Genomic DNA, 26,084 nt, shown 5'->3' on the forward strand with positions numbered 1-26,084 from the left:
GCACAGGCTGCTCTGCCCACCCCGGTCAGCGCCGCCACCGCCCGCTCCTACCTCGCCTCCATGAGCGCCACGGCCGAGCACTCCAGAACCGGCTACAGCCGCGACCTGTTCCCCCACTGGATCACCATCAGCGGCGCCTGCAACACCCGCGAGACCGTCCTCAAGCGCGACGGCGCGAACGTCGTCACCGACTCCGCCTGCGCCGCCACCAGCGGCAGCTGGTACTCCCCCTACGACGGCGCCACCTGGTACGCCGCCTCCGACGTCGACATCGACCACCTCATCCCGCTCGCCGAGGCCTGGGACTCCGGCGCCGACAACTGGACCACCTCCAAGCGGCAGTCGCTCGCCAACGACCTCACCCGCCCCCAGCTCCTCGCCGTCACCGACAACGTCAACCAGTCCAAGGGCGACCAGGACCCCGCCACCTGGTGGCCCTCCCGCACCACCTACAAGTGCACCTACGCCCGCGCCTGGGTCCAGGTGAAGTACTACTACGGCCTCTCGGTCGACTCCGCGGAGAAGAGCGCCCTGTCCTCCGTCCTCAACGGCTGCTGACGGCCACCCGGCCCGAGTAGCTGTAAGGGCAGCTTGTGATGCGTCCCCGGCTCGACCGCGCTCGGGCCGGAGACGCACACTGGCATGCTGAGGTGACCATCCGCCCAATCCGTGCGGCCGTCGCCGCGTCTTGGATGGGGCCTGCCCACGAGTGGCCAGTCGAGACGGGTGCGGCGATCAGTGCGGTGGCCATGCGGCGGAAGCCGAGCCGGGCATAGATGCCAGCGGCGACGAGGTGCGGTGCAGACGTCGTGGTCGGCGGGTCGCTCCCACCCGGACGTGGGCCGGGCGGGAGCGTGTGTCCCCCTCAGTGTTCGGCACGGGGAGGCACGGCCTTCCGGACGGGAAGGTCCGACGCCAGCGGCGCCTGGTCTCCTATTGGCGGGTGCCGGGGCTGCAATTGCAAGGAGAACCGGGAACTTCTCGCCGAATGCGTCAAGTCTGCTGGATTCGCGCCCGCTTGGGCGGTCGGGGAGTACCGTGCGCCCCTGCGCCCTGATGGCATTGTTCCGTGATCCGATGATCACGTGGCGTGTTCGAATGCTGCGCGTCCATGCTGGCCCCTGGCTACTTGACGGCGCGTCGGCACCGCCTCCAAGAGCCTTCCGGACATGGGTACGTGCAGTTGGGAAGGTAGATGTTCAGAAAGCAGGTACTGATCGTCATCGTGTTGATGACGGTCTGCGCATGGAGCGCGGTGATGGCCGTGCTCGGGCAGGTGGCTGCGGTCGCCGCACTGGTTCCCTCTCTCGGCCTGCTGGTGCAGCAGGCCGTCAAGGCCCTGACCGGCGGCACGGAGCGCGGCCGGGCCGGCCATTCGCCGACGGCGGAGGGCGGGGATGAAGGGCGCGCCCGGTGAACTCACACCCCATGCTGCCCCAGTGGCCCGAAGGCGAGCCTCCCAGCAGGCCAGGCCGCAAGTTGGGACCGGTCGCCGCCAGCGTGGGGGCGGCCCACCGTGCCTGGCTGGAGCCGGTGCGCATCCGGTTCCTCGCCAGTGGCCTGACGGTCACCTACCTCAGCGAGCGCACCGGCTACGCGAAGTCGAAGATCTCGGAGCTGCTGCGCGGTATCGGCCGGTACCCCCGATGGGAGATCGCCTACAGCGTGATGCACGTCCTGGACATGCCGACCTGGCCCATGCGGCGGCTGTGGAGGGCGGCAGCGGTCGAAGCCAGGAAGAAGCCCGCTTGGATCGACAGGTGCATTGAGAAGGTCGCCCTCTCGATCGGCCCTGCCCTCCCGCCGGTGGACCACCGGGGCTTCATGGAAGGCAAGAAGCGTCCCTATATGGCCTACACCCGAGCCTTTCTGCCCGACGCCGGCCAGGCCCACCGCCTGGTGGACGAAACCTTCGACGTCCTGTGGCTGCGCTGGCACGAAGCCCTCACCAGCCCCAACATCGAAAGGTTCGCCTGGCGGGTCCTGCGCCAGGCCGTCATGGCCCGCACCCCTCACACCGACGACGGCCGGCCCGACCTGCGCGCCGCCGGCTTCAACACCGTCGCGCTGAACCGCACCCCCGGGCCGCAGCAGCTGGCGCAGATCGAGGAATCGATGACCCTCCTGCAGGCCATGAGCCGACTGCCCGACCAGCAACTCGACGTCATGGTGCTCAAGCACATGCGCGGCATGCACGACGCCGCCATAGCCGACGTGCTCGGCGTGCCCCTCGCCTCGGTCCACCTCGCCGACCGCTACGCCAAGCAACAGCTGACCAACGCCATCTACCCTCAGCCGGACCCGGGAGGACCGTCCCAGTGACCCCCATCGACGAACTCCTCGCCCGCGTCCGCCTCCTGGACGACCCCGTGGTACCCGCCGATGTGGTCCCGGACGCCCCCGGCGAGGATACCGACACCCACCCCCTGCTGGACGCCGCCTCTCCGGGGCCCGCGCCTGGACCCGGCCGCGGGTGGGACAGCGAAACTGCAGGAGACGACCTGACCAATCTCTGCGAGGCCGTGGTGGCCCACACCGCCGCCACGTCCCTGCGCAACTTCGACACCGAGCATCTCCCGGCACCGCCGGGCGCCCGGACCCTGGGCTGCATACTGCAGCTCGCCCAAGACGAGGAAGGCGCCCGATTCTGGTGGCAATACGCCGCCGGCGCCGGAGACGACGCCGCCTCCTACTGCCTGTACCTCCATCACCTCGCGCACGGAGAGATCGCTCTGGCGATCTGGTGGCAAGGACAAACCCGCACCGGCACACAGCCCGACCCCGAAGACGCAACCCTTCCCGGCGCGCCGGAGCCGATGATCAACCTCGATGCCAGCACACCCACCATGCTGCGCGTCCTGAGACACCTGGTCGGTAGCGCGGAGCGAAGGAGGACTGAGCTCGTCAGTGCCGTAATGGACTACGTTCCCAGCGCTGTCGCCGTCGGGTACCTCGACAACCCCGATTTCGAAATCCCATTGCCCAGAGCGGACTTCGCCGATCACATCGGCATCATCCTGGCCGTCACCGCCGTCTATGGCGACAAAACCGGCACCTCCCGGTGCCACCCAGCACGATGGCCCCGGCTCCCCGGCCGCCCAGAATATCCCCGGACCAGGAGGCTGCCCCGACCCAAGTCGTCCCGCCCACGGAACTCACGGCACATCTTGGCGGACTTCGACACTCTCTCCAGCGGCCTGCTACTCCATGACTGACCGCCCGTTGTGACCGCGTGCCGCGAGCCGTCGGGTCGATAGGTTAAGGGGTAATTTCAGGGGAAAATCCAGGGCTAAAAATGTGCTAGGCTGCGCGTGGAGGTGAGCATGCCCACCGAGGAAGAGCTATTCGAGGCGGTAGATGCACTGCTGAGCGGCGAGCCGCAGCTGCCGCCGCCGGCGGAGCGTGCTCGGTTGCGTGAGGCGGCCGGTGTCACGCAGGCGCGTCTCGCCCAGGTGTTGCGGTCGACGCCGCAGACGGTGAAGAACTGGGAGAACGGTCGCTCCGAGCCGCGGCCGCCGCGGCTGCAGGCCTACATTCGCCTGCTGGAGGGGTGGGCAGCAAACCACCCCGCCCCAGAGCCATCTCCCGGTACGTCAGCTGCGGCGTCGGAGAGGTTCGCTGCGGCCCCTGCCGAACCGGACCGTAGGGGCGAAGCGCCGGTCGCCGCTCCGGCTGCGCCCGTGGAGCCGGCCCCGAGCTCCCGGGCCGCGAACAGGAGGACGGCCGGGCCGTCGACGTCCTCGCGCCGCCCTGCGGCGAAGAAGGCCGCCGCGAAGCCGGCCGTGGATCCACGGTTCCCCAACGGCCCGCTGGCCGTGCTGGACGGTGACGGCACCGCATACTGCACGGGCGGCATCCTGCTGCAGTGCCCGGCGACCACGATCCCGCAGCTGGTCGAGTGGACCCTGAAGGAGTCGGGGATCGGCGCTGCGCGTCTGCATCGCAACGGCAAGGACTCCGACCCGCTGATCGTGCTGACTGAGTCGGCGGCCGTGAAGCTCGGTCTGCCGGAGCGTCTTGAGGGCTTCGAGGCCCGCCGTAGCTTGCGCCTTCCCGAGGAACACCCGGTGGTCAAGCAGGTGGCGAAGGCGAAGTGGAAGCTGACGCAGCGCGGGTTCGGCCCGTGGGCGCGGATCTACCGCCCGGCGAAGGCCGGTCAGCGCCAGTGCGTGCAGTTGGCGATCCTGCCCTGGGACGCGCTCGATGCCCGTGCCTGGCCCGGCGCGGCCGAACTGCCGCCGGCCGAGCTGGCCCGAGTTCTGGGTGTCTATGCCCAGCGTGTGATCACCCCGCGCGGCTCGGCGGCCGTCTCCGGTCTGGAGCTGATGACCGCGCTGCTCCCGCCGACCCGGGCGGTGAAGGACGAGCAGACCGGCGAGTGGGTGTCCGGCCGCAACTCCGGTTCGCTGGGCACCGAGCCGGTCGACCCGGCGCCGCCTGAGGCCCCGATCGAGCATCCGGTCGCGCAGGGCTGGACGGGCGGCTTCCTCGATGAGGAGGCCTACCAATGGGTGCGTGACCCCAAGCTGCTCTCGGACGAGGAGTGCCTGCTGCCCTTCGCGGTCGGGCTGGACATCAACACCGCCTTCCTCGCCGCGGCCGCCCGGTTGGTCGTCGGCCTGTCCGGCCCCGAGTATGTCCAGCGTCCGGTGTTCGACAAGAAGATCCCCGGCTCTTGGTACGTGGACCTCTCCGGCATCGAGCTGGACCCGCGCCTGCCGTCGCCGTTCACCCCGTCGGGGCAGCGCCCGGAGGGTCCGGCCTGGTACCAGACCCACACCGTGGCCTACGCCGTCCAGCTCGGCTACGACGTCGCCCCGATCGAGGCGTACCTGCGGCGGGAGACCGGCGCCTATCTCGACCCGTGGCACGACCGCCTCAAGACTGCCTACGTCGACACGATGGCCGACCTGGGCGTCACCACGGACTTGGACGACCACCAGTTCCTGGCCGCGATGGAGCAGCACAAGCAGGCCGACCCCGGGATGGCGGCCGTGCTTGCGGCGGTCAAGTCCACGGTCAAGGGCGGCGTCGGCAAACTCAGGGAGCGTCCACAGGGCCGCCACTACCGCGACGGCCAGCGTTGGCCGGCCTTGGAGCGCCCCACCTGGCGCCCCGACATCCGGGCCGCGGTCATCTCCAAGGCCCGCGTGAACATGCACCGCAAGATGGCCAAGACCGCGGAGGCGACCGGCCAGTACCCGCTCGCAGTGCTCTCGGACTGCGTCGTCTACGCCTCGCCGGGCCCCAGCCCGCTTGATTTCCTGCCCTACACCACCTCCGGCAAGCCGCTGCCCGGGTCCTTCCGCCTGGGCCCCACACCGGGCCTGTGCAAGGTCGAAGGGGTGCAGGGGATGGCGTGGGCGGTGGATCTGATGGAGCAGGGCTCCAACCCCGCCCGCCACATCAAGGGCGGCGACGCCGTCATGGACGAAGGCGAGTAACCCCGTGACGGATATCCACGACGCCCTCCACCGCGCCGACCAGGAGCTCTTCACCCGCGAGCCACCCAAGGGCCTCCAGGCCCGCATCAACTTCCTGATCAAGCAGCTCAAGACCACCAGGGCCGTCGCCCAGGAACTCGGGGTCACCCAGCGGTCGGTGGAGCGTTACCGCACCGGCGAGCGGAAGAAGCCGCCGAAGGACATCGCGGACCGGATCGAGGCGGCCGTCCGCGCCCGCTGGCAGCCGCAGGTCCGCAAGCGCCGCCGGAAGCAGGCTGCCACCAGCACCGGCATCACCGTGGAGACCCGCGCCCGCTTCGGCTACACCGCCCCCATCGGCACCACCGACGACGGCCGCATCCGGCGGCTGACCGTCCACCTCCCCCCGGACTACGCCGCCCGCCTCTTCGACGCCAGAGAACAGGGCGCCACCGACCAGCAGATGCGCACAATCGTCGCCGAAGGACTCCAGGAAATCTACTTCAAGGACGGCGGACGCCGCGCCGCCGACCTCGAAGTCGAATTCACCGACATCGACTACGTCGACCTCTCCTTCTAAAAGGAGCACGCCATGCCTGAGGGGTTAACTGATAAAGAGTGGGCGGGACTCCTGCGCTGGCATCCCTTCCGGAAACAGCTGTGGCTCTACTACCCGGCAGCCCGGGATGCCGACTTCCAGGCCCTGCGCGTGTGTGACCGAACAGGCTGGGACGCGGCGGTGCTGTACTGGCATATCTGCACCCCGTGCCGTCGCGGCCACATCGCGAAGATCTCCATCGCAGACCACTGGCAGCGCCAGGGGCTGGGGCGGCGCATGGTCCTGCGCGCGATACGCATCGCGCAGGACTACCACTGGACCACGACCGGTCAATCCCCCGAGGCGCAGCGCTTCTTCCCTGTCCTCGCCCGGGAGACCGGCGCTGCCTTCACCCAGCGAGAACCCCTCTGCGAGCACATCCGGGCCGCCGACCACAACGACCTGCCGCCTCGGTTCGAGCGCCCATAATCCCCAGCCCCCGCTCTACGCCGTTGCGACCCCGGCTGGGGGAGCAGCGGCGTACCGTGACGATGAGACCCGCCTGGAGGAGCCCATGAGCGCCCAGCCCGAGTACGCGCCCGTCCCGCCGCCCGCCCCCGCTCCAGCCGCAGCCGCGCAGCTGCTCGCGCGCATCCGCACCGACCGGCGCGCCGAGCAGTGGGGGCCGGCCTTTGAGCGGGACTGGGCCAAGGCGCTGGAGGACTCCCGCCACAGCTACAGCCTCGCCCCGCTGCACGACGTCGTCCGCACTTGGCAGGCCCGACTGGCCGCTGCCCCGGCCGTGGACGCATTCGTCGCCTCGGGCATGGACGACTCCGACGGGATCGCCCTGGAGGACGTGCTCGGGGCTCGCCCGTGAGCGACGCGGCCTGGCAGGCGCGGCTGTCCCCGCAGGCCCTGACCGCGGTCGATGACCTGCCCGAGCACGCCCGCGAGATGCTCCGTGACGTGCTGGACATCGCCTCGCGCGACCCGTGGAGCTTCCCGGCCTTCAACAACCGGGATCCTGAGGGTGAGGACGTGCGCTCTGCCTCGGTCGGACAGCTCACCGCCGTCTACTGGATCAACCGGACCGCCGGCCGCCTGTACGTCATCAACATCCTCTGGCTCGGCTGACCCGGCTCCGACACCACAAGCGCCCCGCACGGCCTGGCGGCCGTTCGGCTCCGGTACCTCCGCACCTCCGACTCCGGCCTTTCACGCCGTAGGGCTTCCGTTCTGTGGCTCAGCAAGTCAACGGTCGAAATTGTGCATCCTGAACGTGATTCCCACCCCCCTCTACCTCGGGCAGGAAGGCCGGCGGCGCGTCTGGCTGGCCGAGCACCTGGGCGAGGGCTGCTGGAAGCCGAAACCCGAGCACGTCGGGCAGTGCATGGTGATCGGCTGGCCGTTGGCCTGGACACCAAAGTGAGTCAGCGGCTGGGCAGGGGAGGGGAGCAACAGTCGGCACTGCAAGGGCTCGAATGCCACGAACAACGGGGCGGTAGGGAGGAGCAGTCCGGTGGTCGCTTCGGTCCCTCACTGTTACGGAATCCTCGGTCTGACGGTTGAGGTCAGGGGCAGGGTCCCGGGCCGAGTCGGCGGCGGCCCGTCTGCGGGAGTATCTCGGTCTGCTCCGGGGGGTCAGGGGTGTTGGCGGCTGCCCGTTCGGCGGGGGTGGTTCCGCGTGGCCGCGGGTCTTCGGCGGTGGGGTCGACAGGGCGGGGGCCGGTGCCCAGCGGGCGGCGTATGGAGCTCACCGAAGGAGTCTCGCAGGGCGGGTGTGTGAGTGGGCCCTGTACGAGGCTCTGCTGAAGATCTGGCGAGGTGCGGGCGGAGGAGCGAACGTGACGCCACATCGGTCGCGGAATCCCGTGGCGTACTCCTGATCAGATCCCGTCGATGGGTTTCCTTGCCGTGGCTCTCCGCCGGTCCCCCGGCGGATGTACTTGCTGTACCCCTGGCTGGTCCCACCAGTACGCCCGCGCGTACGAGCACTCCGATGGCCGGGGGAGCCGGATGCTGACGTGGTACGCCACCCGGCCATCCGCCCAGGTATGGCGCATCCGGACGAGGGCGTAGCGCCACCGGCCCTGGACGTAGACCGCCAGGCCCGGGGCCTTGCCCGGCGGGTAGCAGGTGACCTCGGGCTCGGGGACGCCCATGTCGCTACGCCAGGGCGGGGCCTCCTCGGCTTCCGGAATATTCTCGCTCACAAGTTCGATATTAGGCGCTGTGAGCCCCCTCGCCGCCGTCGTGCATAACATGACAAAACCGTATGAAAGTTATGTCATGCCGCGTCCCATCTGGCGGGGGGCTATCAGCTTCGGCCTGGTCACGATCCCGGTCGAGGTCGTGGGTGCTACCGAGTCCCACGACGTCACTCTCCACCGGGTCCATGCCCGCCCGGGTCCGTAACCGAAAGGTGTGCGAGCTCGACGGCGCCGAGGTGCCGAACGAGGAGATCGTCAGTGCCTACCCGGCCGGTCGGTGACCGGCTCGTGCCGCTCACGGATGAGGATTTCGACCGCCTGCCCATCCCCACCGCCAAGACCTTCGAAATCCTCGCGTTCGTCCACGCCTCGGAGATCGACCCCCTCCAACTGGACCGGGCCTACTACTTCCGGGCAGACGGGCCAGCGGCCGCGAAGCCCTATGTGCTGCTGCGCGATGCCCTGGAGCGTTCGGGGAAGGTCGCGGTCGGCAAGGTGGCCCTGCGCGGCAAGGAAGTCTTGGCGATGATCCGGATCCACCAGGGCGCCCTGACGATGCACACGATGCTCTGGCCCGACGAGATCCGCCCCCACGCCGGACTCGCCCCCAGCGGTGACGTAGAGCTGACCGACGAGGAGCTGCAGCGTGCCATAGAGCTCATGGACAGCATGGATGAGGTGCCGGAGCAGGAGACGATGGACCACTACACGCAGGCGCTGGAGCAGGTCGCCGCGGCGAAACTGGAAGGCCGCGAACTGGAGCCGGAGGCTGCGGCCAGGCCGGTCGTCGACCTCATGGCCGCCCTCGAAGAGAGCGTCCGGAAAACCCAGCAGGCCAGGGGCGGGCAACGGAAGGAAGCAGGCGGGAGGAAGTCCACGGCCAGGAAGACGAAGAAGACGGCGGCGAAGAGACCCCGCAAACGTGCCTGACCCCACAACCCCCAGTGCCCGATGTACCAGGCGATTGCGCGCTGCCACCGAATAGCACGGCAAGCCAGCGACCAGCCACCAGGCGACAGGCGGCGCCTCTACGCTGCCTCTATGCCTTCGTACGCGACAGACCCGCGCTGCATGGCGATGGCCGAGGCCGTCACTGCGCCGCTGCTGCCCGGAGGGCGACGGCGGATACGGCGGCTCATACCAGGTGATCCTCGATTGTGATGGTCACTAGACGAGTCATTCCGATGTGATCAGTGGTCGTAAGCGATCAAGGACCGCGTGACGGGCTGGCCGGTCTTGTGGTTGTGCCAGATCGCGGCGGCCAACCCGAGGATGCGCTGGGCGACGCGGACGGCGACACCTTCGAAGGTCCGGCCACCGTGCTGTTCCAGGTCGAGCTGGCCCTTGAGGGTGTCGTTGACCGACTCGATCAGCTGCCGCACCGACTTCAAGAGGCTCTCGCCCTTGCGCTTCTTCTCGCGTTTGAACGTCGGTCGCAGCAACTCCGCGCCCCGGAAAGCCAGATCGGCCTCGAACTCCTTGGAGGCGAAGCCCTTGTCCGAGATCACCAGCAGCCCTGGCCGGTCCGCGACTGTCTCCGGTTCGCGGTCAAGCATCGCGGTCAGCACTTCACGTTCGTCGATCTTCGGGTTCGCCAGGGCCCACAGGATCGGCATGCCGGTCGGAGTGCACACCAGGAACAGGCGCAGGCCCCAGAAGAACCGGCTGTGGCTGGCGCAGTACCCGTATCCGGCCCAGCCGGCCATGTCCGACCGCTTCACCGTCGGCCGCGAGCGGCCGCACTCCACCGGCGTGGAGTCGACGATCCAGTGGTTGTCGAACCAGAAGTCCGTATCGACGGCAAGCAGCCGTATCGCCTTCCTGACCAGCGGCAACGCTGCCCGCAGCCGCTTGTTCCAGCCCGGCTGCCTGGGCACGTACGGGAACATCGCTCCCAGTCGGGAGTCCACGAACCGCAGCCAGCGCGACTCCGAGGTAAAGCCCAGCAGAGCCTGCGCGACGGCAAGGGTGATCAGCTCGGAATCCGTCAGCTGCGGCGGCCGACCCAGCCATCGGGTACCTCCGATCTCGTCATCGATCTTCACGTACAGTGCGGTCAGCAGGGCGTCTAGGTTGTTCGTCACACAACGATCTTGGACGCCCTGTCTGCGTTCCCGGACACACCGTCAGCATTCGGAATGACTCGTCTAGGACGGGATGTGCTCATAGGAGAGGGGAAGCCGGTAGGGGCCTCCGGTGCGCTGGGGGTCGGGTTCGGCGACCCAGAGGGCGTGGGGCCAGGGGTGGCTGAGGTCGGTCGTGGGGTCGACTGCCGGGTAGGGGTGGCGTTCGTCCCGGACGAACAGGGGGGCGGGGTAGAGCCGGCCGGTGGTGTCGGCGAGGTAGGGCTGGCCGCATCCGTCGCACCACCATCCCCGGTCGGTGCTCGCGGCTCCCATTGGGTCCGGGTCGAGCCAGTCGAGGGTGAACGAGGTGGCCGCGTCGCAGGGGCAGCCGTGGCGGAAGCGGTAGACAGGATCGACGTGCTCGTCCCGTTCGGGTGCGAGCCAGCCGGGGTGGATGCCCAGGGCCTTGGCAAGGGTGTGGCGGGCGTCGGCGTCGGGTTTGCCTGCGCCGCTGAGCCAGTTCCGCACCCGGGGAGCCGGAAGGCCTGCCCGGGCCGCCAGGGCACTGACTTTCAGGCCTTGGGCGTTGGTGAGCAGGACCAGGCGGCGCGGCAGGACGCCCAGGGTGTGGAGCTTCCAGCACGGGTGTTTCCCGGGCCATTCGGCGAGCATCTCGGTGCTGCGCACGTGGTACTCGTGCGCCGTGTGGACCCACTGCCGGGCCTGGTCGGGTGCGGCACGGTCCGGGAGGCGGAGGTCGCGGGCCGCTTCGGCGGCCCAGGTAAGTTCGCTGGCGGTGTCGCCGGTGCCCGCGGGGCCGGCATCGAATAAGGCGGCCAGCAGCCGGATGATGGCCCGCCGGGAGGCGTCCGTCAACGGCTGGTTCATCAGCGCCACAATGGCGTCCAGGGCGCGGAGGAAGACGATGCGCTCTCGCTGGTTCATGTCGTAGAAGGCCATGCGCGGCGGCTCTACCGCTCGGCCCGGGGCATGGTCCCGGGTGTGAACATCAGGGCGTGCAGGGGCCGGGTGCGGGTGGGGGCCAGGACTTCCAGCCAGCCGTCCCCGTCGGCGAGCGCGTACGGGATGGACTGGTAGCAACGCCACTTCCAGTTGACCCACCAGCGGGGCTCGAGCAAGGTTCCCGCCATGCGGGCGGGGGTGGGCAGCCGGTCGCCGGCCAGATCCACCTCGCTGAGGTCGACACCGCGGTGCTGCAGGTACTCCAGGGCCGCCAGAGCGGCGCGACGCAGCGGACTGTGCGCCACCCATCGACCCTCGATCGCCCAGGCCATCTCACGGGCGGCCGGCTCGGCTGGCGAGTCGGGGAGAGCGAGACGGGTGATGGTGAGCCGGCCCGCGTCCCGCCAGGTGATCAGTTCCTGGCGGACCGGGCGGGGAATCGCGCGGTCCAGGCCCTCGAACTCTTCGATCATGTCGTCGCGCGCGGCCCGTCCGGCGTCCGGGTCCTCCTTGATGCCGTGCAGCACCTCCAGGGCCTGCTGCAGGGTGTCGCCGCGGTGCCACACACGGAGCATCTGCACGCCCTCAGCTTCCAGTTGCTGACGCTCGGAGGTCTCGAACTGGAACTGGATGCCGCGCCTGCGCCCGACCAGCGCCTGCCTCAGCTCCGAGTAGGGGTTGCGGCCGGAGAACAAGCAAGAGACCAGGTGCTGGTTCATCCGCTCATCCCGGCGGAAGTCCACCGCAACATCCACATCGTGCGGCGCGAGCGCGCCCCGGGCGTAGGAGCCGAACACATACAACGCCTCGACCAGCTCAAGCGGCCAGCCACCGCCCGCATCGAGGCAGCGCAGCATCTCCTCCAGCAGCGCCGTGGCCCGCTCCCGCTTCACTGCCCCGCCCCTCCACGCTGTCGCCTCCGCCTGGGCAGCGTAGAGGACCGACCACGCATACAGGACGGGATCGGTCAGGTCCTCACCCGGCCGAGCCCATGGCAAGCTCTCCGCGGCCATCAATTCGGTGACCGCGGCATCGAGCCCACCGGCCGCCGCCCCGTCAACCGGCCGCCGCCACGTCAGCTGAGGCGGCAGGAGCGCCAATGCCACTCGCTGCGCGTAATCCAGGCGCGGCGGGCGTCCATTGGCGCCCCGAACCACGGTCTCGGGTGATGTTGATTGGGAGGCACCGGAAGGCGTTGGACTCATCCTGGCCCGAGCCGCGCATGAAGCTCCTGCCCCGGCCACGAGCGATGAATCTGCCTCCCTGGGGAAGTCCAAGTGATCGACCGGAGATCACTACACCGCACTTGGAGGACTCATGAGCAGCACCTCAACCGACATCGGCCGGACCCTGGAGGTGTCCGGCGCGCGCTTGCACTACGAGGTGCGCGGCCAGGGCCCCCTCGTTGTGCTCTGCGGCGCTCCGATGGACGCCGCGGCCTTCGCGCCGTTGGCCGGCCTGCTCGCAGCCGACCACACCGTGCTCACCACCGACCCGCGGGGCATCAACCGCAGCCGCCTCGACGACCCTGGCCAGGACTCCACCCCGCAGCTGCGTGCCGATGACCTGTCCCGGCTCATCACCCACCTCGACGCGGGCCCAGCCGTCGTCCTGGGATCCAGCGGCGGCGCCGTCAGCGCGCTGGCCCTCGCCGAGGCCCAGCCCGAGCAGGTCCACACCGTCATCGCCCACGAGCCCCCGCTGGATGAGCTGCTGGAGGACCGCGACCAGCTGCATGCGGAGACCGAAGAGCTCATCGCCACCTATCTCGCCGGCGACGTGATGGGGGCTTGGAAGAAGTTCTTCGCGCAGGCCGACATCGCCCTGCCCGAGCCCGTGATTGAGCAGATGTTCGGTGGAGAGCGCGATCCGCAGCAGGTCGCGGACGAGCGCCGTTGGTTCGCCCACGAGATGCGTGCCACCACACACTGGCAGCCAGACATCACCGCCCTGGGCTCAACGACCGGCCGCATCGTGGTCGGCATCGGCGCGGACTCCGCCGGGCAGCTCTGCGACCGCACCTCCCGATCCCTGGCCGCGGCGCTCAACATCGAGCCCACGATATTTCCCGGCGGCCACACCGGCTTCGTCGAGGATCCCGACGCGTTCGCCACCCGACTGCGTGAGGTCCTGCGGGAGAGCTGAGCGGCTGGAAACCTGTTCAGGGGCGGCTGAGCCACGTGGCTCAGCCGCCCCTGAACAGGTCCACTCCTGATGATCTACCGAGTCAAAAACCCGCACTGACGTGCGGATGGTCGTCCCACGTCGAGGCAACGACAGTGCCGTCGTTTCTCTCGACATTCACGAGGCAGTTGATCACCAACTGCCTCCGGAAACCGTCGACGAACGCTGTTCCTAGAAATCAACGAAGCCAACCGGCTCACCTGAGCCTCGTACCACGAGGGGAAGGCTGAGCAGAGCTCCAGACGCCCGCCGAAGGGCCGTCATGTTGCCTCAATGAGGTCGTGCTGCCGCGCCCAGACCGTGAGGGCGCCTCGGTTGCGATCGGTGAAGCCGTCGGTGCGGAGTTCTCCATCAGTGGTGATCAGCCCCGTCTCCGGCATGCCGTAGGCGTGAAGGAGTTCGTCGGCCAGTACAGCGGCGGCCTGGAGCAGGCCCCTGCCATGATCTGCCACGTCATCGAGCAGCACATAGGGCGGGCCCGGTCGGGCCCGCCTCAGCGCCGAGGCAAGAGCGGCAGCACTACGTGGTTGCGATGCTGTTCCCGTTGAAGTGCTGCCAGCCAGCTGCTTCAGCACATGGTGAGCTGTTCGTGCTCGGGCAGGTCGAGGTGGACGATCCGGCCCCGGGGCAGGACGGCGGCGAGTTCGCGCGACTCGTGGGCGCTGCGAACCAAGACCAGCTCCTCCGCGAGCGTGGGGCAGTCGGCGACCAGGTCGGGGCAGGGCCGCACGATCCCGTACAGCGTTCGCTGCTTGTCGGCCGCGTGGACCGGAATACCGCGGGCGTACTGCGGCCACATCATCGGCTTCTCCGGGACCTCCACCCGCAGATTCGACTCGCGCCAGGCGTGCTCGGCGACGGCGGCGAACAGCTCGGTCTGCTGCTGCGGCGACAGCCGGCCCCACCACGCCCGCGCCGTCTCCAGGTCCTGGCGCTCCCTCTCTTCCCGTTCGGCCTGCTCGCGGGCCAGACGCGCCTCGCGCTCCACCCTCTCCTGCTCCCGGCGCGCATCCTCCTCCGCCCACCGCCGCCGTGCCTCCTCCAGGCGCAGACGCGCCTCCTCTTCTCGCTGCAGTCGTCGACGCTCAGCCTCCTCGGCCTTCCGCGCCCGCTCCTGCTCCTCCACCTCCTGGCGGCGCCGCTCCGCAGCCTCCTCCTGCTCCTTCTGCCGGGCCTCCCGCTCCGCCCGCGCGGCATCCTGCCGCTGCCGCATCACCTCGTGCCTGCCCTGGTCAGCGATCGACTTCCGCGACGTCCACCACCGATCCCGGCGGAACCGCCGCTGCTCACCGTCGACAATTCGGTACACCCGCCGGTACCGGGGCAGCACCTCGGCGGGAACGAGCTGCTCCTCCAGCGCCCACCGCACGAACCGCTCCACGGGCTCTTCCTGGAACTCCCACCGCCCGCTTCGGTACACGAACCCGGCGAGCCCGTCGTCCACCACCCACGGCTGATCTCGCTCCTGCGGAGCCCTGACCCGGACGGCCGGCACCGCGCTGATCCACTGCGGCGGCCTCGCGCCGGGGTGCACCCAGCACACCCGGACCCCCTCCGCCGCGTACCGGTCGGTGCGGGCGGCGATGTCGTCCACAGTGATCGGCGACAGCTGCGCCTCCCAGGCCATACGCCGGCTCCCGTCAGCGGACGAGGCCATGACGTCCGCCCGCCACGACCCGTCCTCGGCCGGCACCTCCAACGTCGCGAACCACCCGGCCGCCCGGATCGCGCTCGCCATCTCGAGCTTGAGCATGTGGTGCTCCCACGACTCGTTCAGTAGCTCGCACGACTCCGGCCGGTCGCGGTCGTGACAGAAGAACCGGACGCCGTAACGGGAGACCTTCGGGTGCAGGCCCCAGGAGCAGTCGGGGCAGGTGAGGAGAACGCGGGGGTGGACCTTGTGGATCTGTCCCCACTCCAGGTCGTGTCCGAGACCATGGAGGGTCGAGTCGAGGAGGCCCAGTTCGGGGTGCAGCGCGGTGAAAGGCATGAATCGCATCTCCCAGCGATCCGGCATGCTTACGGCGTATCTGACAGGACAGCAGATACCAGGCACCACTGACAGAGGGCTTCAGCCTGCGGCGTCGTACCTACTGCAGAACCCCGTCTCCGCCACGTGGGAAAACTCGTGGACGGCCCAGTGCGGCCACGTCTGGAATCCGAAGCGTGACCTGGCTCATCATCGTGGGATGGCTGAGCAGATGGACCTCCAGCGGTTGCGGAGCCTGATCGAAGGCGTGTGCATCACGCTGTACCAGCGATACCGCCATGAGGATCTTCCGGCGCTGTGCGGGCGACTCGGCCTGCCCTCACCCCCTCCCAAAGACCAAGCGACCAAGCACGAGCGCTTGACCGCGAGCCTGGGGGCCTGTCCAGACGACCGACTGCCTCATGTGGCCCAGGCAGTTCTCGACAGCGAGCCCCTTTCAGCTCCCGAGCAAATGGAACTGCAAGACGTTGTGTGGCTCGGTAGCGACTACGTAGAAATACCCGGCCGCACCCGGCGAGAGTTGGCCAAGGAACTCGACCTCTCCGACCACCTCAGCTATCCGGACCGCTTTCTGGCCCTGCTGGGCCGCCTGTGGGACCTCGGTGAGGACGACTTCAACGTGTGGGGCCCCCACCTCGGCACCCTGCGCTCCGACATCCAGCGCCACGTGATCAGGTTTCCAGGCGACTGGTCGACCGAGGACCTCTTCGAGCAGCTCAGAGCCTTCGAAGCCACACACCCTCGATTCGGTCGCTTCCTCGAGGGCCTGGCCGCCCCAGAAGTTCTTCCTGACGAACGGGCACAGCGCCGATTCGTCGAACTGGCCAACCGCCATCTGCAGCCGGTCGGCGCACAGCTCCGCCAAGAAGGGGAGAAGGACGGCTACCCCCAATTCCACCTGCACAAGCTCGGTCGCGGCACCGCCCGCCGACCACGCAACCTCATCTTCGCCACCCAGGGAAAGCCCGACATCCGCTTCACCAGCGCCCTCGACAACGACATCGAGATCGCCGAACGAGCCGACGAAATCCTGGTCTACAACCACCCCGTAAGCAAGAACGGGCTCCCCTGGAGCGACCTGCTGTCCTGGTGGCAGGAGACCCGCAGCATCAAGGACACAGAGACGGCCAGCCACTCCCTCTACCACCGCATGCAGGCCTCCCTGCCACGTGAATCCGCAGGCCAGAAGAACCTGTTCTGGCTCTACCACAACCTGTACAAGAGCCAATTGCACGACGTACCCGCTCTCCTGCCAGAGATATGGGTGCACTGGGACCCCAAGACCATCCGCGAGCGCGGGGAACGCGCCATGCAGAACCTCCGCATGGACTTCCTCATGCTGCTGCCCGCGAACCGCCGCGTGGTACTCGAAGTCGACGGCATGCAGCACTACACACGCGACGGCGGAGCCGTACCCGACAGCGCAAAGTACGCCGCGACCATGGCCGGCGACCGCGACCTGAAGTTCCGCGGATACGAGGTGTTCCGCTTCGGCCACGACGAACTACGCGACCGCGAGCGCGCTCGGCCCGTGCTCACCGACTTCTTTCGAACGCTCCTGGACCGCACACCTGACAGATGTCCGTAGCTCATCCACTCGCAATGAGTGCCCCCTGCCTCAGCACCGAGGCAGGGGCACCGGATCGCCAGACGTGATCAGCGGCGTTGGATGTGCGCTGCTGGATCACATGAGGTCGAAGTCGGGTTCCCAGTCGTCATCCACCTCTTCTTCAGTGCCCAGTGAATGGGCTTTCATACCCGCGACGAGATCCAGTTCTGGGCCGGTCAGCGTGAGCTTGCAGACCCGGCACCCGAAGAAGCGCGGGAGGAACCAGATATCTCCGTACTCCCCGTCCTTGTCGCGCCCGCTGAGGAGGGCGGGACTTTTGTATGCCGGACACTGCGTGGATACGTACAGGAACCACCGGCTGGGCAGCGGCGCCGCCGACAGGCCGGCGACCACGGCTGCTTTCTCGCTGTCTGACATGCGGTCCGTCAGCTGCGCGAACGTCTCCTGTGCCCGCCGGATCTTCGCCTCGTAGCGCAGCTTCAGCTCGGACGTCGCCTTCTCTACGAGGTTCTTGCACGCCTCGTAGTGGTCCTCCCAGAACCAGCTCGGCTCCTTCGCCAGAGCAGGCAACAGGGAGTCGATATACGTCACACTGAACCGCCCCGGTTCGAATGGAGACTCGATTTCGTGAAAGGATCGAGTCATGGCACGACCTTCCCGTTCCCTGGAAATCGCTCTCCCAGGTCGAGTTGGCCACCGCCGAGTGGGTCGACTGGTACAACCACCGGCGCCTCCACGGTGAGATAGGCCACGTTCCGCCCGTCGAGTACGAGGCCAACCACTACATGAAGTCCACGAAGCCCCAGGTCACAACCACAATCTGAGATCTCTACCGAACCCGGGCCGGTTCAGTAGTTCGCACCGGACTCGTTCCCCTCTGCCCGGCCACCGGTTGATGCCCGCCGGCCGGGCTGCCGGGCCGGCACGTCCTGACCTCCTGCGCTCGCCTTCTGGTTAGGTGCTGGCGCTGAGGAGGGAGTGCCCGGCGGCGGTCAGGGTGTGGAGCATCATGTTGTGGTGGCGTGCCGCAGCGGTCAGGCCGGCTGATCGTAGGACGGTGGCGTGTTCACTGGCGCTGGCGGTTGCGATGGCCACCCGCCTGGCGAGCTGGGTCGTGTTGCAGTTGGGATGTTCGGCAATAGCGCACAGCACGGCGGCGCGGGTTCGTCCCAGGAGCGCGGACAAGGACTGTGGCGCGCCTGATGGTGCAGGGCCTTGTGTGGTGAGTGGCTGTTCGCCGCGGTGGATGGAGAACGACAGCCACCGCTGAGGCTCGGTGTCTTCGACGTTGAAGGGGTCTACGCCCAAGAAGGGGTCGCCGCCGAACAGTGTCGGTATGAGGAGCAGCCCCCGGCCGCCGAGATGGACGTCGAGCTGGCCGGGGAAGGCGAGTTCGAGCACGGGCGGGCTCCAGCGGATTCTGCGTGGATCGAGGCCGGCCAGCATGCTGTCGACCCCGCCTTCGGTCAGGCGTTGCATGTGCTGTGCCCGCTCCGCGGAAGCCAGCTTGTCGATCTTCGGCCAGTACGGCTTGATGACCTGCTCGTGGACGCTGTGCAGCATGCCGTTGTACTGGGCCAGGGCCCCGCGGTCTTCACAAAGACGACGTTTCCAGTCGGGGGCTTTCTGGTTCCGCCTGGCCAGACGCGTCACCAGATCCTGGACCTGGCGCAGAGGGACGGCGGACACGATCTCAAGGGCGTCCCTTGGGGTTTCGGCCGATGTCGGGGTCCACACGAAATCGGGCGAGTGTCCTATCTGGGGGTGTTGGGCGGCCAGCTTGCGTATCGGGGGCGCCAGTTGTTTGAACGCCTCCCGCTGCCAGGCGTCGAACCGTGCGGTGCAGGCCGGTTGCCGCAGCATCCATAAGGCCATGCCCACTTCCAGGAACGGTCGGGGCGCCTGAGCCATGCGTGTACGAGCCAGGTCTTCGCCGGTGAAGTGAATCCGCAACGTCATTGCCCGATTGTTTCGTGCTGCCGATGTTCGGCCCAGATCGAATCACGTCGCTGCCCCACCCGCCTCGGCCACAAGCTGACAACCGTACGGAACGAGCGGACCCCGGCTCTGGCAGCTGGGCGGGCTTGCCCGTAACGCGGAGCGTGGTGCCGGCCTCTGGCCCAGCCCGTCCCGCAGCCCAAGGAAGGCAACACCATGTGCAGCGGTCTTCAACGCTGCCCTGAGGATAAGGAAACAGCATCGTGCACAGTTCAGGCATGAAGCGGGCCGCGGCCGCGCTCGTAGCCGTAGCCGCGATCACCAGCGCGTCGCCCGCCTTCGCCATCACGGCGCAGACCGACGGCGTTTACGCCAAGACCTTCTCCGACAACAAGCGCATCAAGGTGAAGGACACCAAGCCGGACGGCCACAAGGTCAAGGCGCACTACTACCGGTCGGCCTCGCCGGGCACCAAGCGTGTGCTGTGGAACAAGCGGGGGTTCAACAAGTGGGAGAAGAGCGGTTCCGGTTCCCGCATCTTCAAGATCCAGGCATGCAAGGAGATAAACGACGCCCCGGACAAGTGCAGCGGCTGGAGGCCCTGACGAGGTGACTGGGCAGCGCCCCAGGAGGGCTGTCCCGTGACGAGCCGGGGCCCGCGAGAGCCTTCCCGTGGGCCCCGGCCCTTGAGACCTCGCATCAGCTGACGTCCCCTGCGTTCCCCACGTACTCGGAGTGAGTTCATGAGCCCTGCACCCTCACCCGCCGCTCCACACCGGCCGGCGGCAGGAACCGGGCGGGCCACAGGCCTGGCAGTCCGGCACGGCAGGTGCCGTGCGGCATGGCGGATCCATCAATGGATCCTGGCGGCAGCCACCTGCCTGCTGGCCATGAGCCTGTCCGCGGTAGCAGTGGCACACGCCGCTCATCAGGGACAGGAGAGGCGCAGCGCTGACCGGGTGCCGCAGAAGGTGACGCCAGGGGACGGCACGAAGCCGGTGGCTCTGTGGCAGCCGACCGTCGACACGGTGGGGGACTTCACCCACGACGTAGTCGTTGTGATTCCTCTGGTGAAGAACTCGCCACCTCCGCCCGGTCTCCGTCGCTGGCCCGAGCCGGGTGAGGCATTCCTCTCCCCAGGCCTGATAGAAGCCGGAAAGGGAGAACGGGTGACCTCGCGATACGGCCGGTTCGCCGGGGTCATCTCGAAGGACGGGCTTGAATCCCCTGGTGAGCGCTTCGCCTATGTTTCTCCCGCGGCCGGACTGGCCGACAGGGAGAACATGTGGGAAGTCGCCGGGTTCGGACGGCAAGGGGCAGGCTTCCCCATGGGCCGGCACGTGTACGTCTTCGATGTGGACCGCCTCTATTGGGGGTTGCTCGGCTTGGCCGTGGTGCCCTCCTTGCTGCTCGCAGCCGTCGCCGCCCGAGGCATGAACACCGTGCGGGAACGTGAGCGGGGCCCTGTGCGTGCCGGGCACGCAGGGCAGCGGCCTGGGCGCCTTCCACGTGTACCGCGCCCCCTGGCCCTGGGAGCGGCGGCGAGCTGTGCCGTGAGCCTGTGTGCCCTGTTCACCGACCTCCACGTTCCCGGCGTGGACTTCGTAGTGGACCGTGCCGACGTGCGCTCTGCCCTGCCCCTGGTGGGCGCGGCTCACCTCGTCACGCTACTGACAGTGCCAGCCCTGCTTGTCGGACTCCGGCGGCGCCCCACGGGCAACCCGAAGCCTCGCCGTTGCCACATCGCACGTCATGCGCATCGCATCAGGCGAGGATGCTGCTGGCTCTTCCTCCTCGCGCTGCTGGTGACGGTGCGGGGCACCGAGCTGGCTCCCGCGAACACGCGCCTCACGGTCTATCTGACGGGCCTGGCCATTGCCGTGATCTGTGCACCGGCCACCATCTTGACGGCGCTGACGGCAGGCGGCGGCCTGCTGGTTCGAGCCGGGCACAGGAAAGGCACCAAGACGGTGCAGACCATGGGCGTGGCCTTGAAGCGGCATCCGCTGCCGTTGACCGCACTGGTGTCCGCCGTTGTGCTGTCCCTCACGCTCGCAGGACAGGCCCTGCTGTGGAGCGGCATGCCCGGAGACCTGGCAAGCGAGGCACGAGGCACCCGCGAACGCGTCGGAACCAGCATCGTCGAGGTGAGTAGCCATGCGTCGGCCGATGGAATGAGGGCATTCGAGAAGGCTCTGCCCGACAAAGCGAGGCTGCTCGCCGTGCGCGACAGGGGAGACGATGCGAGAGGGAACCCCCGAATCGAACTCGTGGGTTCCTGCGCTGCGTTGCACGAGTTCGCAGCCCCCTGTTCGCCCGAACCGACAGACATCACCGGCGGCGGGGGCCACGCCGGTGATGCCCGGCTTGGGGAATTCATGCGCTGGAATGGCCTGGGACCGACCGGAGGAGCCCTGACCGCCACACACCGGTCCCCGGCCCGGGAGGCGACCGATACGGCGCGACCCGTCTGGCTGATCGTCCTGGGCAGCGATGGGGCTTCGCTGTCTGTGCCGGATGTGAAGAGGCTGGCCCATCGGCACTTGTCCGCGACCAACTCCGTTGACACACCAGGCGGCACATGGATCGTGGGTACCGGCATGTCACGGGAAGCGTCACAGTGGGTCCTCCTCCTCTCCTTCGTCATGGTCTTCTGCGTCGTTGCCGCCGCTGGTGCCCTCGCGGCACCAGTCGCAGGTCGCGAGGAGCTGGGTCCCCTTGCGCTGTGGACGGCGCTCTTCGTCCTCCCCTTGATCGCCGCAGGACTGAGCGAGGTCCTGGCATCGTGGCTGGCTTCACCGATGGACTCCCCGGCATGGCCATCTGTGACAATCATCGCGTTGGCGCCACTGACCTGTGCGGCCGCGGCAGCTGCCGGGTTGATCACAATCGTGTTCCTCAGTGCCAGGCCAGCCGATCGGAGCATCATCACCACTCTCGCCTCGGCTGTCTCCACCGTGTGAGTGGCTTTCGCTGTTCCTATGTGAGGGGCTGGCGGGGTCGGGTGGACTGACCGTATGACGGTTCAGGGGGGTTCGGCGGGTGGGGCCGAGGCGGGATCGGCTGCAGGACGGCGGGGAGCCCGGCCAGGAGGCCGGCGACGGGTGCGAGGGAGGATGAGTTCACTCGTCGTCTCGCTCACTTGGCGTCTCCCCTTGAGCAGCAGATCCGCCGTTGATTAGCTCCCTCCGGGCGATGCCGAGGATCCCGGAGGCGGCGTCCCTGACCAGCGCGACCGCGTCCTTGGGCGGGTAGTCGAGCCGGAGTCCGTTCAAGGTTAGATAGGCCTCGCAGGCGTGCCAGGCGAAGGCCTCATTGGAGTGCTCCAGGCACGGCAGCTTCGTCAGGCTCTGCAGCAGCGCGGCAGCTTTCAGGGGGAGGGAGCCGTAGACGTCGCGGTCCATGGCCCGGGCGTTGACCCGCGCGACCGCGGCGTACAGAGGCCTGCCCCGCACTGCCAGGTGATCTTCACGGTCCTGTGGCGCCGGGCGAACGGTGAGACGGTCGAGCAGATCCAGCCCGGTCGGATCATCCCCACGGGCAGGCGCAAGGGTCAGAATCCGAGCTTGTCGAGCATCTACCGGGTGCTCGCCGAGCACGCCAGGCGGCAGGCGTATCCCGAAGCGGTCGGAGCGGCGCACGCCGACTTCGCCGCCCTCCAGACTGTCGGGAGCATTCCGGGCCAGATGGCGGGGAGCTTGAGCGCATGGTCTACGGACACCATCGGGCCAAGGGCGCTCCCGTTCTGGGCGCCCTTCCCGGGCAGGACGGCCCCTTCGGCCGCCGCGCCGGACGACGACGACACCGCTGCGGCCGTCGAGGAGCCAGCCACCGCGGTGCCCGCACCCACAGACGGGAGCGAGCGGTGACACTGTGGCGGCGAGTTCTAGCTGCGCTCAACGACGACGCCCTCGACGACGCGGAGCGGGAGCGGATCGTGGCCCGCGGGCGCCGCACCGGCTCGCCGCCCGCCGCGCACCCAGGGCCAGCAGGCTGCCCCCGACGACGTTATGGACATCGCCTTCCGTGAGTTCGCCCTTCTGCTGGACGCCGATCAGGCCCGCGCCGCCGTCCGGGAAACCAGGCCGGCGCGTGGGTAACCCGGACGGCCCAGGCGGCGTTGAACCGGGCGTGACCACGGCGATGCGGCTCGCGCCCGTCATCGGCGGACAGCGCAGCGGAAGCGAAACGGTTCCCCGCCCCGAGTTGGAGCCGATCTTCACCGCGCTCGCCGAGCAGTGGGAGAGCGCCGGACGGGCCGTGCCCGGTCAGGCGGATGAGGAGTGGACGATCCTCGCCCGCCGCTACGCCTGGCCCGGACGCTGACCGCGCGGTGACGGCCCCCACCGCCCCCGCACCGCACCCCCAAGGAGCCGGACGGCGCCCGTCGGCGCCGCGCTCCAGGGCTGCCGGGCCGGCACACCGTGGTTGGGCCCACCGGTCCGGCAGCCCCACCAGTCCATCCCCTCAGCCGGGTCGCACGCAACGGCGCCGGGCAGCACGAAGGCCCCGACCGCTCGGGGAGATCGGGACCTTCGTATGTCTTGTGGGGAGCTGACGCGGCCCCGGTGCCGGGCAGGTATCGGAGCCGCGGACCGCACCGGCCCGACGTGGGGTCCACACCAGTGCACGTGTCGCCGTCTCAACGTCCCCCGTGCCTATAAGGACACGCTCCGCGTCAACGCCCGCATCCGCCCGTCCGTGCTGGCACGATGCCCTCATGCAGCCGCTGCCGGTGCCCTGCCCCGCCGACCTGATCCCGGATGCGACAGGTGGTGACGCCTTCAACGCCGTCTATAGGCAGGCCAAACAGGAGCGCGCGGTGTTCGTCGCCGTCGAGCGCCACGGCCCGCGCTGGACGGTGAAGGCCGACGCGCTCACCGCGCCGCAGCACAGCATCGACTCAGCGGTGTACGACGCCGTCCGCGCGGCCGTCATCCGCCTGATCCGCTCCCGCCAGATTCGCCCGGACTCCTCCGCTGGCCCGGTCTACTTCGTGTTGTACGAGGTGGACGGCGAGCCCCGGGCCCGCGAGCTGGCCGCCGCATTGCACGCCGCCCTCTACGGCGACCTGGAACCTCTGGCCCGTGCCGTGCCTCAAACGTCCTGACGGCGCACCCGCCCCCGGGCACCGAGATCACTCTCAGCGCCAACCAGGCGGTTCCGTTGATTGCCGAGGCCGAGTCCGAGGCCTATCGGGGGAGCTGGGCATGGATGGTTTTGCCGCGTCCGGGGCCGGGCGTGACGGTCAGGGTGCGGGCGAGCCGGCGGACCATGGGCCAGCCGAAGCCGCCACCGCCGTTCAGGTCGGGGGTGCGGTCGCGTGGCGGCGCCGGGCTGGGGTCGCTGACGGCCACGTTCAGCGTGTCGTGCCCGGCGGACAGTTCGAGGGTGTACCGGCCGCCGCCGTGGCGCAGGGCGTTGGTGATGAGTTCGGACACCACCAGGACAAGGGTGTCGGCCGCCCCGGGGTCCGGCGGGGGAGTGAGGCTGTCGGCGAAGACGCGCGCGGCGCGACGGGCACGGTGGAGGTCGGCCGCGTTCTCCCCCCGGACCACGGTCGGAGCGGGAACGGACAGCCGGGTGGTGCTCTTCGTGCTGTTCATGCGCGTAACCCCACCTGTTTCGGTTGTGCTGCTTGGGAGGGCTCGTATGCCCCCATGGCGGGCGATCAGACATCACTCCTGCATCGGCAGTGCAGGTTTCCGGCACCAGCGACCGACAGAGAAGGCATCCCAACCGTGCAGGAAATCTGTCATGGCGAGAGTAGACATGGAGTGCGTGAGGGGGTTACGGTCTTGTCCGAAGCCACGAGATCGAGTGAGGCGCGGCAGAGGACGAACTGCCGCGCATGCAGGTCCAAGCAGGAGCGGCACGGCGGCGGAGTGGTGGGGCCGGAAGGTAGACAGGGCCCCCTCACTGGCCGCCGGGCCGGGCGCCCCACCGGGGGGCCGTGAGCAGTACCGCAGTTCCAGCAGCACGAAGCAGAAGAAGGAAGAAGGAGGAGGCAGACGCCATCAGGATCGCCCGGGCGAGGAAGCAACACCGCCCGGGTACCGCAAGACCCCGGATTGGAAGGTGGTCCCCGGTCACGCAACCGCGATCCCCGCATGCCCGGCCTCCCAGGCCGAGCTGCGGAACAAGAAGGCCGGCACGGCAGTAAGCCGGCAGATGGTGTTGAAATCCCTCGGGGCCCTGGTTGCACGGCAACCAGGGCCCCTCGACCGCGTTCCCGCAACGAAGGTGCAGATGACCGAACAAGACCCCCTCGACCGTCTCAACGACGACGACTACCCCGCCTACACCATGGGCCGCGCCGCCGAACTCCTCGGCACCACCCCCGCCTTCCTGCGCGCCATCGGCGAAGCCCGCCTGATCACCCCGCTCCGCTCCGAAGGCGGACACCGCCGCTACTCCCGCTACCAGCTGCGCATCGCCGCCCGCGCCCGCGAACTCGTCGACCAGGGCACCCCCGTCGAGGCCGCCTGCCGGATCGTCATCCTCGAAGACCAGCTCGAAGAAGCCCAGCGCATCAACGAAGAACTACGCCACGCCGCGACCCAGCAGCCCCACCACACCGCCGACGCCTGAAGTCCACGACCTGCCGACACACCCGGCGGCAGGTCACACCGATCACCACCGGGCAGCCGACCGGACGGGGCCCTCTTCCCCTCCACCGACGTCAGTGCGCCTTGGCCGCGAGCTCCGGCCGACGCGTCTGCCCGGCCAGTGCCGGATCCGGTCGCGGAACTCCTCCTTGGCCAACAGGTTGGCCCCGGAAACCACCCCGCCCAACGTCGCCGAGGACCGCCTGCTGCTGCGCGCCGATCCCGAGCGGGCCATGCCCCGCTCCGATCCCAGCAACCGGGCGTTGCACATCGGCTGTGGGGCGGCGCACTGTTCAACCTGCGTGTAGCCGCCGCGCACGCCCGCCTTGTCCCGGACACAACGCTGCTGCCCAAGCCGCAGGACCCGCTGCTGCTGGCCGCCGTCCACCTGTCCGGGCGCACGGGGGACGAGGACCTGGCGCGCCTGCACCCGGCGATCCGGCAGCGGCACACCAGCCGGCATCCCTTCGCCGAGAAGGACCTTCCCGAAGAAGTGAAGGCCGCCTTGCAGAACGCCGCCGCACAGGAGGGAGCGGTGCTGCTCTTCCCCGGCCCCTGGCATGCCGAGACACTGCTTGATCTGGTCCGTGA

30 protein-coding genes and 1 pseudogene are annotated in these 26,084 nt (G+C 68.8%); 21 read left to right on the forward strand and 10 right to left on the reverse strand.

The annotated features are described in order from the left end of the window. From ACTWQE_RS26760 to ACTWQE_RS26805, 10 genes are all read left to right on the forward strand, one after another. The coding region (locus ACTWQE_RS26760) for an HNH endonuclease family protein (protein ID WP_443331621.1) at positions 1 to 558 on the forward strand (558 nt) is incomplete at its 5' end. 637 nt (positions 559 to 1,195) lie between these two features. Beyond that, positions 1,196 to 1,417, forward strand: a complete 222-nt coding sequence (locus ACTWQE_RS26765; protein ID WP_443331622.1) for a hypothetical protein — start codon at positions 1,196 to 1,198, stop codon at positions 1,415 to 1,417. Beyond that, positions 1,414 to 2,322, forward strand: a complete 909-nt coding sequence (locus tag ACTWQE_RS26770; RefSeq protein WP_443331623.1) for a sigma-70 family RNA polymerase sigma factor — start codon at positions 1,414 to 1,416, stop codon at positions 2,320 to 2,322. The genes ACTWQE_RS26765 and ACTWQE_RS26770 overlap by 4 nt, the downstream gene beginning before the upstream one ends. Further along, positions 2,319 to 3,215, forward strand: coding sequence for a hypothetical protein (locus ACTWQE_RS26775; RefSeq protein WP_443331624.1), 897 nt, complete (start codon positions 2,319 to 2,321; stop codon positions 3,213 to 3,215). Before ACTWQE_RS26770 ends, ACTWQE_RS26775 begins: the two co-directional genes overlap by 4 nt. A 108-nt stretch (positions 3,216 to 3,323) precedes the next feature. Then, the gene (gene tap, locus ACTWQE_RS26780) at positions 3,324 to 5,444 is read left to right on the forward strand and encodes a telomere-associated protein Tap (protein WP_443331625.1); all 2,121 of its coding nucleotides are present in this window, start codon (positions 3,324 to 3,326) and stop codon (positions 5,442 to 5,444) included. 4 nt (positions 5,445 to 5,448) lie between these two features. Further along, positions 5,449 to 6,003: a telomere-protecting terminal protein Tpg gene (gene tpg / locus ACTWQE_RS26785; protein ID WP_443331626.1), complete on the forward strand. Its 555-nt coding sequence runs from the start codon at positions 5,449 to 5,451 to the stop codon at positions 6,001 to 6,003. A gap of 12 nt (positions 6,004 to 6,015) precedes the next feature. Further along, complete coding sequence (locus ACTWQE_RS26790; RefSeq protein ID WP_443331627.1) at positions 6,016 to 6,450, forward strand: GNAT family N-acetyltransferase; 435 nt, start codon at positions 6,016 to 6,018, stop codon at positions 6,448 to 6,450. A gap of 85 nt (positions 6,451 to 6,535) precedes the next feature. After that, entirely contained in the window at positions 6,536 to 6,841 is a 306-nt protein-coding gene (locus ACTWQE_RS26795; RefSeq protein WP_443331628.1) for a DUF6247 family protein, read from the forward strand. Further along, on the forward strand, positions 6,838 to 7,098 hold the full coding sequence (locus ACTWQE_RS26800) for a hypothetical protein (protein WP_443331629.1): 261 nt from the start codon (positions 6,838 to 6,840) through the stop codon (positions 7,096 to 7,098). Before ACTWQE_RS26795 ends, ACTWQE_RS26800 begins: the two co-directional genes overlap by 4 nt. Before the next feature lie 145 nt (positions 7,099 to 7,243). Next, complete coding sequence (locus ACTWQE_RS26805) at positions 7,244 to 7,393, forward strand: hypothetical protein (RefSeq protein ID WP_443331630.1); 150 nt, start codon at positions 7,244 to 7,246, stop codon at positions 7,391 to 7,393. A 457-nt stretch (positions 7,394 to 7,850) separates the two neighbouring features. Here the strand turns inward: ACTWQE_RS26805 and ACTWQE_RS26810 are convergent, their stop codons facing one another. Continuing rightward, positions 7,851 to 8,177, reverse strand: coding sequence for a hypothetical protein (locus tag ACTWQE_RS26810; RefSeq protein ID WP_443331631.1), 327 nt, complete (start codon positions 8,175 to 8,177; stop codon positions 7,851 to 7,853). A gap of 255 nt (positions 8,178 to 8,432) precedes the next feature. On the opposite strand from ACTWQE_RS26810, the gene ku reads away from it, so the two are divergent. Next, positions 8,433 to 9,104: a non-homologous end joining protein Ku gene (ku, locus tag ACTWQE_RS26815; protein WP_443331632.1), complete on the forward strand. Its 672-nt coding sequence runs from the start codon at positions 8,433 to 8,435 to the stop codon at positions 9,102 to 9,104. 260 nt (positions 9,105 to 9,364) lie between these two features. Here the strand turns inward: ku and ACTWQE_RS26820 are convergent, their stop codons facing one another. The 3 genes from ACTWQE_RS26820 to ACTWQE_RS26830 form a co-directional block, all read right to left on the reverse strand. Next, positions 9,365 to 10,258, reverse strand: coding sequence for an IS982 family transposase (locus ACTWQE_RS26820; RefSeq protein WP_443331633.1), 894 nt, complete (start codon positions 10,256 to 10,258; stop codon positions 9,365 to 9,367). A 63-nt stretch (positions 10,259 to 10,321) separates the two neighbouring features. Continuing rightward, entirely contained in the window at positions 10,322 to 11,200 is an 879-nt protein-coding gene (locus ACTWQE_RS26825; protein WP_443331634.1) for a helix-turn-helix domain-containing protein, read from the reverse strand. Between the two features lie 11 nt (positions 11,201 to 11,211). Beyond that, positions 11,212 to 12,309: a nucleotidyltransferase domain-containing protein gene (locus ACTWQE_RS26830; RefSeq protein ID WP_443331635.1), complete on the reverse strand. Its 1,098-nt coding sequence runs from the start codon at positions 12,307 to 12,309 to the stop codon at positions 11,212 to 11,214. A gap of 211 nt (positions 12,310 to 12,520) precedes the next feature. On the opposite strand from ACTWQE_RS26830, the gene ACTWQE_RS26835 reads away from it, so the two are divergent. Continuing rightward, the gene (locus ACTWQE_RS26835; protein WP_443331636.1) at positions 12,521 to 13,348 is read left to right on the forward strand and encodes an alpha/beta fold hydrolase; all 828 of its coding nucleotides are present in this window, start codon (positions 12,521 to 12,523) and stop codon (positions 13,346 to 13,348) included. A gap of 299 nt (positions 13,349 to 13,647) precedes the next feature. Here the strand turns inward: ACTWQE_RS26835 and ACTWQE_RS26840 are convergent, their stop codons facing one another. Both ACTWQE_RS26840 and ACTWQE_RS26845 read right to left on the reverse strand, forming a co-directional pair. Next, positions 13,648 to 13,839: a hypothetical protein gene (locus tag ACTWQE_RS26840; RefSeq protein WP_443331637.1), complete on the reverse strand. Its 192-nt coding sequence runs from the start codon at positions 13,837 to 13,839 to the stop codon at positions 13,648 to 13,650. A 116-nt stretch (positions 13,840 to 13,955) separates the two neighbouring features. Further along, positions 13,956 to 15,377, reverse strand: a complete 1,422-nt coding sequence (locus ACTWQE_RS26845) for a competence protein CoiA family protein (protein ID WP_443331638.1) — start codon at positions 15,375 to 15,377, stop codon at positions 13,956 to 13,958. A 199-nt stretch (positions 15,378 to 15,576) separates the two neighbouring features. Here ACTWQE_RS26845 and ACTWQE_RS26850 point away from each other — a divergent pair, with 199 nt between their 5' ends. Continuing rightward, positions 15,577 to 16,965: an AbiJ-related protein gene (locus ACTWQE_RS26850; RefSeq protein WP_443331639.1), complete on the forward strand. Its 1,389-nt coding sequence runs from the start codon at positions 15,577 to 15,579 to the stop codon at positions 16,963 to 16,965. Positions 16,966 to 17,061: 96 nt separating this feature from the next. Here ACTWQE_RS26850 and ACTWQE_RS26855 read toward each other — a convergent pair whose 3' ends face one another. Next, on the reverse strand, positions 17,062 to 17,538 hold the full coding sequence (locus tag ACTWQE_RS26855; RefSeq protein ID WP_443331640.1) for a hypothetical protein: 477 nt from the start codon (positions 17,536 to 17,538) through the stop codon (positions 17,062 to 17,064). 20 nt (positions 17,539 to 17,558) lie between these two features. On the opposite strand from ACTWQE_RS26855, the gene ACTWQE_RS26860 reads away from it, so the two are divergent. After that, positions 17,559 to 17,771: an integrase core domain-containing protein gene (locus ACTWQE_RS26860; RefSeq protein WP_443331641.1), complete on the forward strand. Its 213-nt coding sequence runs from the start codon at positions 17,559 to 17,561 to the stop codon at positions 17,769 to 17,771. A gap of 130 nt (positions 17,772 to 17,901) precedes the next feature. Here ACTWQE_RS26860 and ACTWQE_RS26865 read toward each other — a convergent pair whose 3' ends face one another. Next, the gene (locus tag ACTWQE_RS26865; RefSeq protein ID WP_443331642.1) at positions 17,902 to 18,858 is read right to left on the reverse strand and encodes a winged helix-turn-helix domain-containing protein; all 957 of its coding nucleotides are present in this window, start codon (positions 18,856 to 18,858) and stop codon (positions 17,902 to 17,904) included. Positions 18,859 to 19,163: 305 nt separating this feature from the next. Here ACTWQE_RS26865 and ACTWQE_RS26870 point away from each other — a divergent pair, with 305 nt between their 5' ends. Then, the gene (locus ACTWQE_RS26870; protein WP_443331643.1) at positions 19,164 to 19,490 is read left to right on the forward strand and encodes a hypothetical protein; all 327 of its coding nucleotides are present in this window, start codon (positions 19,164 to 19,166) and stop codon (positions 19,488 to 19,490) included. 423 nt (positions 19,491 to 19,913) lie between these two features. Next, positions 19,914 to 21,848 (forward strand): hypothetical protein, encoded by a 1,935-nt coding sequence (locus ACTWQE_RS26875; protein ID WP_443331644.1) that lies wholly within the window; start codon positions 19,914 to 19,916, stop codon positions 21,846 to 21,848. A 159-nt stretch (positions 21,849 to 22,007) separates the two neighbouring features. On the opposite strand, the gene ACTWQE_RS26880 is transcribed toward ACTWQE_RS26875, so the two are convergent. Further along, complete coding sequence (locus tag ACTWQE_RS26880; RefSeq protein ID WP_443331650.1) at positions 22,008 to 22,289, reverse strand: hypothetical protein; 282 nt, start codon at positions 22,287 to 22,289, stop codon at positions 22,008 to 22,010. Positions 22,290 to 22,451: 162 nt separating this feature from the next. On the opposite strand from ACTWQE_RS26880, the gene ACTWQE_RS26885 reads away from it, so the two are divergent. The 3 genes from ACTWQE_RS26885 to ACTWQE_RS26895 all read left to right on the forward strand — a co-directional run bounded on the left by ACTWQE_RS26885 (position 22,452) and on the right by ACTWQE_RS26895 (position 23,995). Beyond that, positions 22,452 to 22,754: a hypothetical protein gene (locus ACTWQE_RS26885; protein ID WP_443331645.1), complete on the forward strand. Its 303-nt coding sequence runs from the start codon at positions 22,452 to 22,454 to the stop codon at positions 22,752 to 22,754. A gap of 262 nt (positions 22,755 to 23,016) precedes the next feature. Next, complete coding sequence (locus tag ACTWQE_RS26890; RefSeq protein ID WP_443331646.1) at positions 23,017 to 23,211, forward strand: hypothetical protein; 195 nt, start codon at positions 23,017 to 23,019, stop codon at positions 23,209 to 23,211. Between the two features lie 394 nt (positions 23,212 to 23,605). After that, the gene (locus ACTWQE_RS26895) at positions 23,606 to 23,995 is read left to right on the forward strand and encodes a hypothetical protein (protein WP_443331647.1); all 390 of its coding nucleotides are present in this window, start codon (positions 23,606 to 23,608) and stop codon (positions 23,993 to 23,995) included. Positions 23,996 to 24,077: 82 nt separating this feature from the next. Here ACTWQE_RS26895 and ACTWQE_RS26900 read toward each other — a convergent pair whose 3' ends face one another. Beyond that, a complete protein-coding gene (locus ACTWQE_RS26900) occupies positions 24,078 to 24,491 on the reverse strand; it encodes an ATP-binding protein (RefSeq protein ID WP_443331648.1) in 414 nt (137 codons plus the stop codon). 643 nt (positions 24,492 to 25,134) lie between these two features. On the opposite strand from ACTWQE_RS26900, the gene ACTWQE_RS26905 reads away from it, so the two are divergent. Together ACTWQE_RS26905 and ACTWQE_RS26910 are read left to right on the forward strand one after the other, a co-directional pair. Beyond that, the gene (locus ACTWQE_RS26905; RefSeq protein WP_443331649.1) at positions 25,135 to 25,476 is read left to right on the forward strand and encodes a MerR family transcriptional regulator; all 342 of its coding nucleotides are present in this window, start codon (positions 25,135 to 25,137) and stop codon (positions 25,474 to 25,476) included. Between the two features lie 250 nt (positions 25,477 to 25,726). Next, positions 25,727 to 26,084 (forward strand): annotated as a pseudogene (locus ACTWQE_RS26910) (Acg family FMN-binding oxidoreductase); the annotation flags it as partial.

This window comes from Streptomyces sp. 8N706 (assembly GCF_052245415.1).
GTDB lineage: Bacteria > Actinomycetota > Actinomycetes > Streptomycetales > Streptomycetaceae > Streptomyces.

What these genes read in the sequence shown, in the direction of transcription:
- ACTWQE_RS26900 (WP_443331648.1), bottom strand. Translation starts at nt 24,491, where the DNA reads ATGAACAGCACGAAGAGCACCACCCGGCTGTCCGTTCCCGCTCCGACC.
- ACTWQE_RS26865 (WP_443331642.1), bottom strand. Translation starts at nt 18,858, where the DNA reads ATGGCTCAGGCGCCCCGACCGTTCCTGGAAGTGGGCATGGCCTTATGG.
- ACTWQE_RS26790 (WP_443331627.1), top strand. Translation starts at nt 6,016, where the DNA reads ATGCCTGAGGGGTTAACTGATAAAGAGTGGGCGGGACTCCTGCGCTGG.
- ACTWQE_RS26850 (WP_443331639.1), top strand. Translation starts at nt 15,577, where the DNA reads ATGGCTGAGCAGATGGACCTCCAGCGGTTGCGGAGCCTGATCGAAGGC.
- ACTWQE_RS26835 (WP_443331636.1), top strand. Translation starts at nt 12,521, where the DNA reads ATGAGCAGCACCTCAACCGACATCGGCCGGACCCTGGAGGTGTCCGGC.
- ACTWQE_RS26860 (WP_443331641.1), top strand. Translation starts at nt 17,559, where the DNA reads ATGGAGACTCGATTTCGTGAAAGGATCGAGTCATGGCACGACCTTCCC.
- ACTWQE_RS26880 (WP_443331650.1), bottom strand. Translation starts at nt 22,289, where the DNA reads ATGGACCGCGACGTCTACGGCTCCCTCCCCCTGAAAGCTGCCGCGCTG.
- ACTWQE_RS26895 (WP_443331647.1), top strand. Translation starts at nt 23,606, where the DNA reads ATGCAGCCGCTGCCGGTGCCCTGCCCCGCCGACCTGATCCCGGATGCG.
- ACTWQE_RS26825 (WP_443331634.1), bottom strand. Translation starts at nt 11,200, where the DNA reads ATGGCCTTCTACGACATGAACCAGCGAGAGCGCATCGTCTTCCTCCGC.
- ACTWQE_RS26765 (WP_443331622.1), top strand. Translation starts at nt 1,196, where the DNA reads ATGTTCAGAAAGCAGGTACTGATCGTCATCGTGTTGATGACGGTCTGC.
- ACTWQE_RS26845 (WP_443331638.1), bottom strand. Translation starts at nt 15,377, where the DNA reads ATGCCTTTCACCGCGCTGCACCCCGAACTGGGCCTCCTCGACTCGACC.
- tap (WP_443331625.1), top strand. Translation starts at nt 3,324, where the DNA reads ATGCCCACCGAGGAAGAGCTATTCGAGGCGGTAGATGCACTGCTGAGC.
- ACTWQE_RS26870 (WP_443331643.1), top strand. Translation starts at nt 19,164, where the DNA reads ATGAAGCGGGCCGCGGCCGCGCTCGTAGCCGTAGCCGCGATCACCAGC.
- ACTWQE_RS26795 (WP_443331628.1), top strand. Translation starts at nt 6,536, where the DNA reads ATGAGCGCCCAGCCCGAGTACGCGCCCGTCCCGCCGCCCGCCCCCGCT.
- ACTWQE_RS26905 (WP_443331649.1), top strand. Translation starts at nt 25,135, where the DNA reads ATGACCGAACAAGACCCCCTCGACCGTCTCAACGACGACGACTACCCC.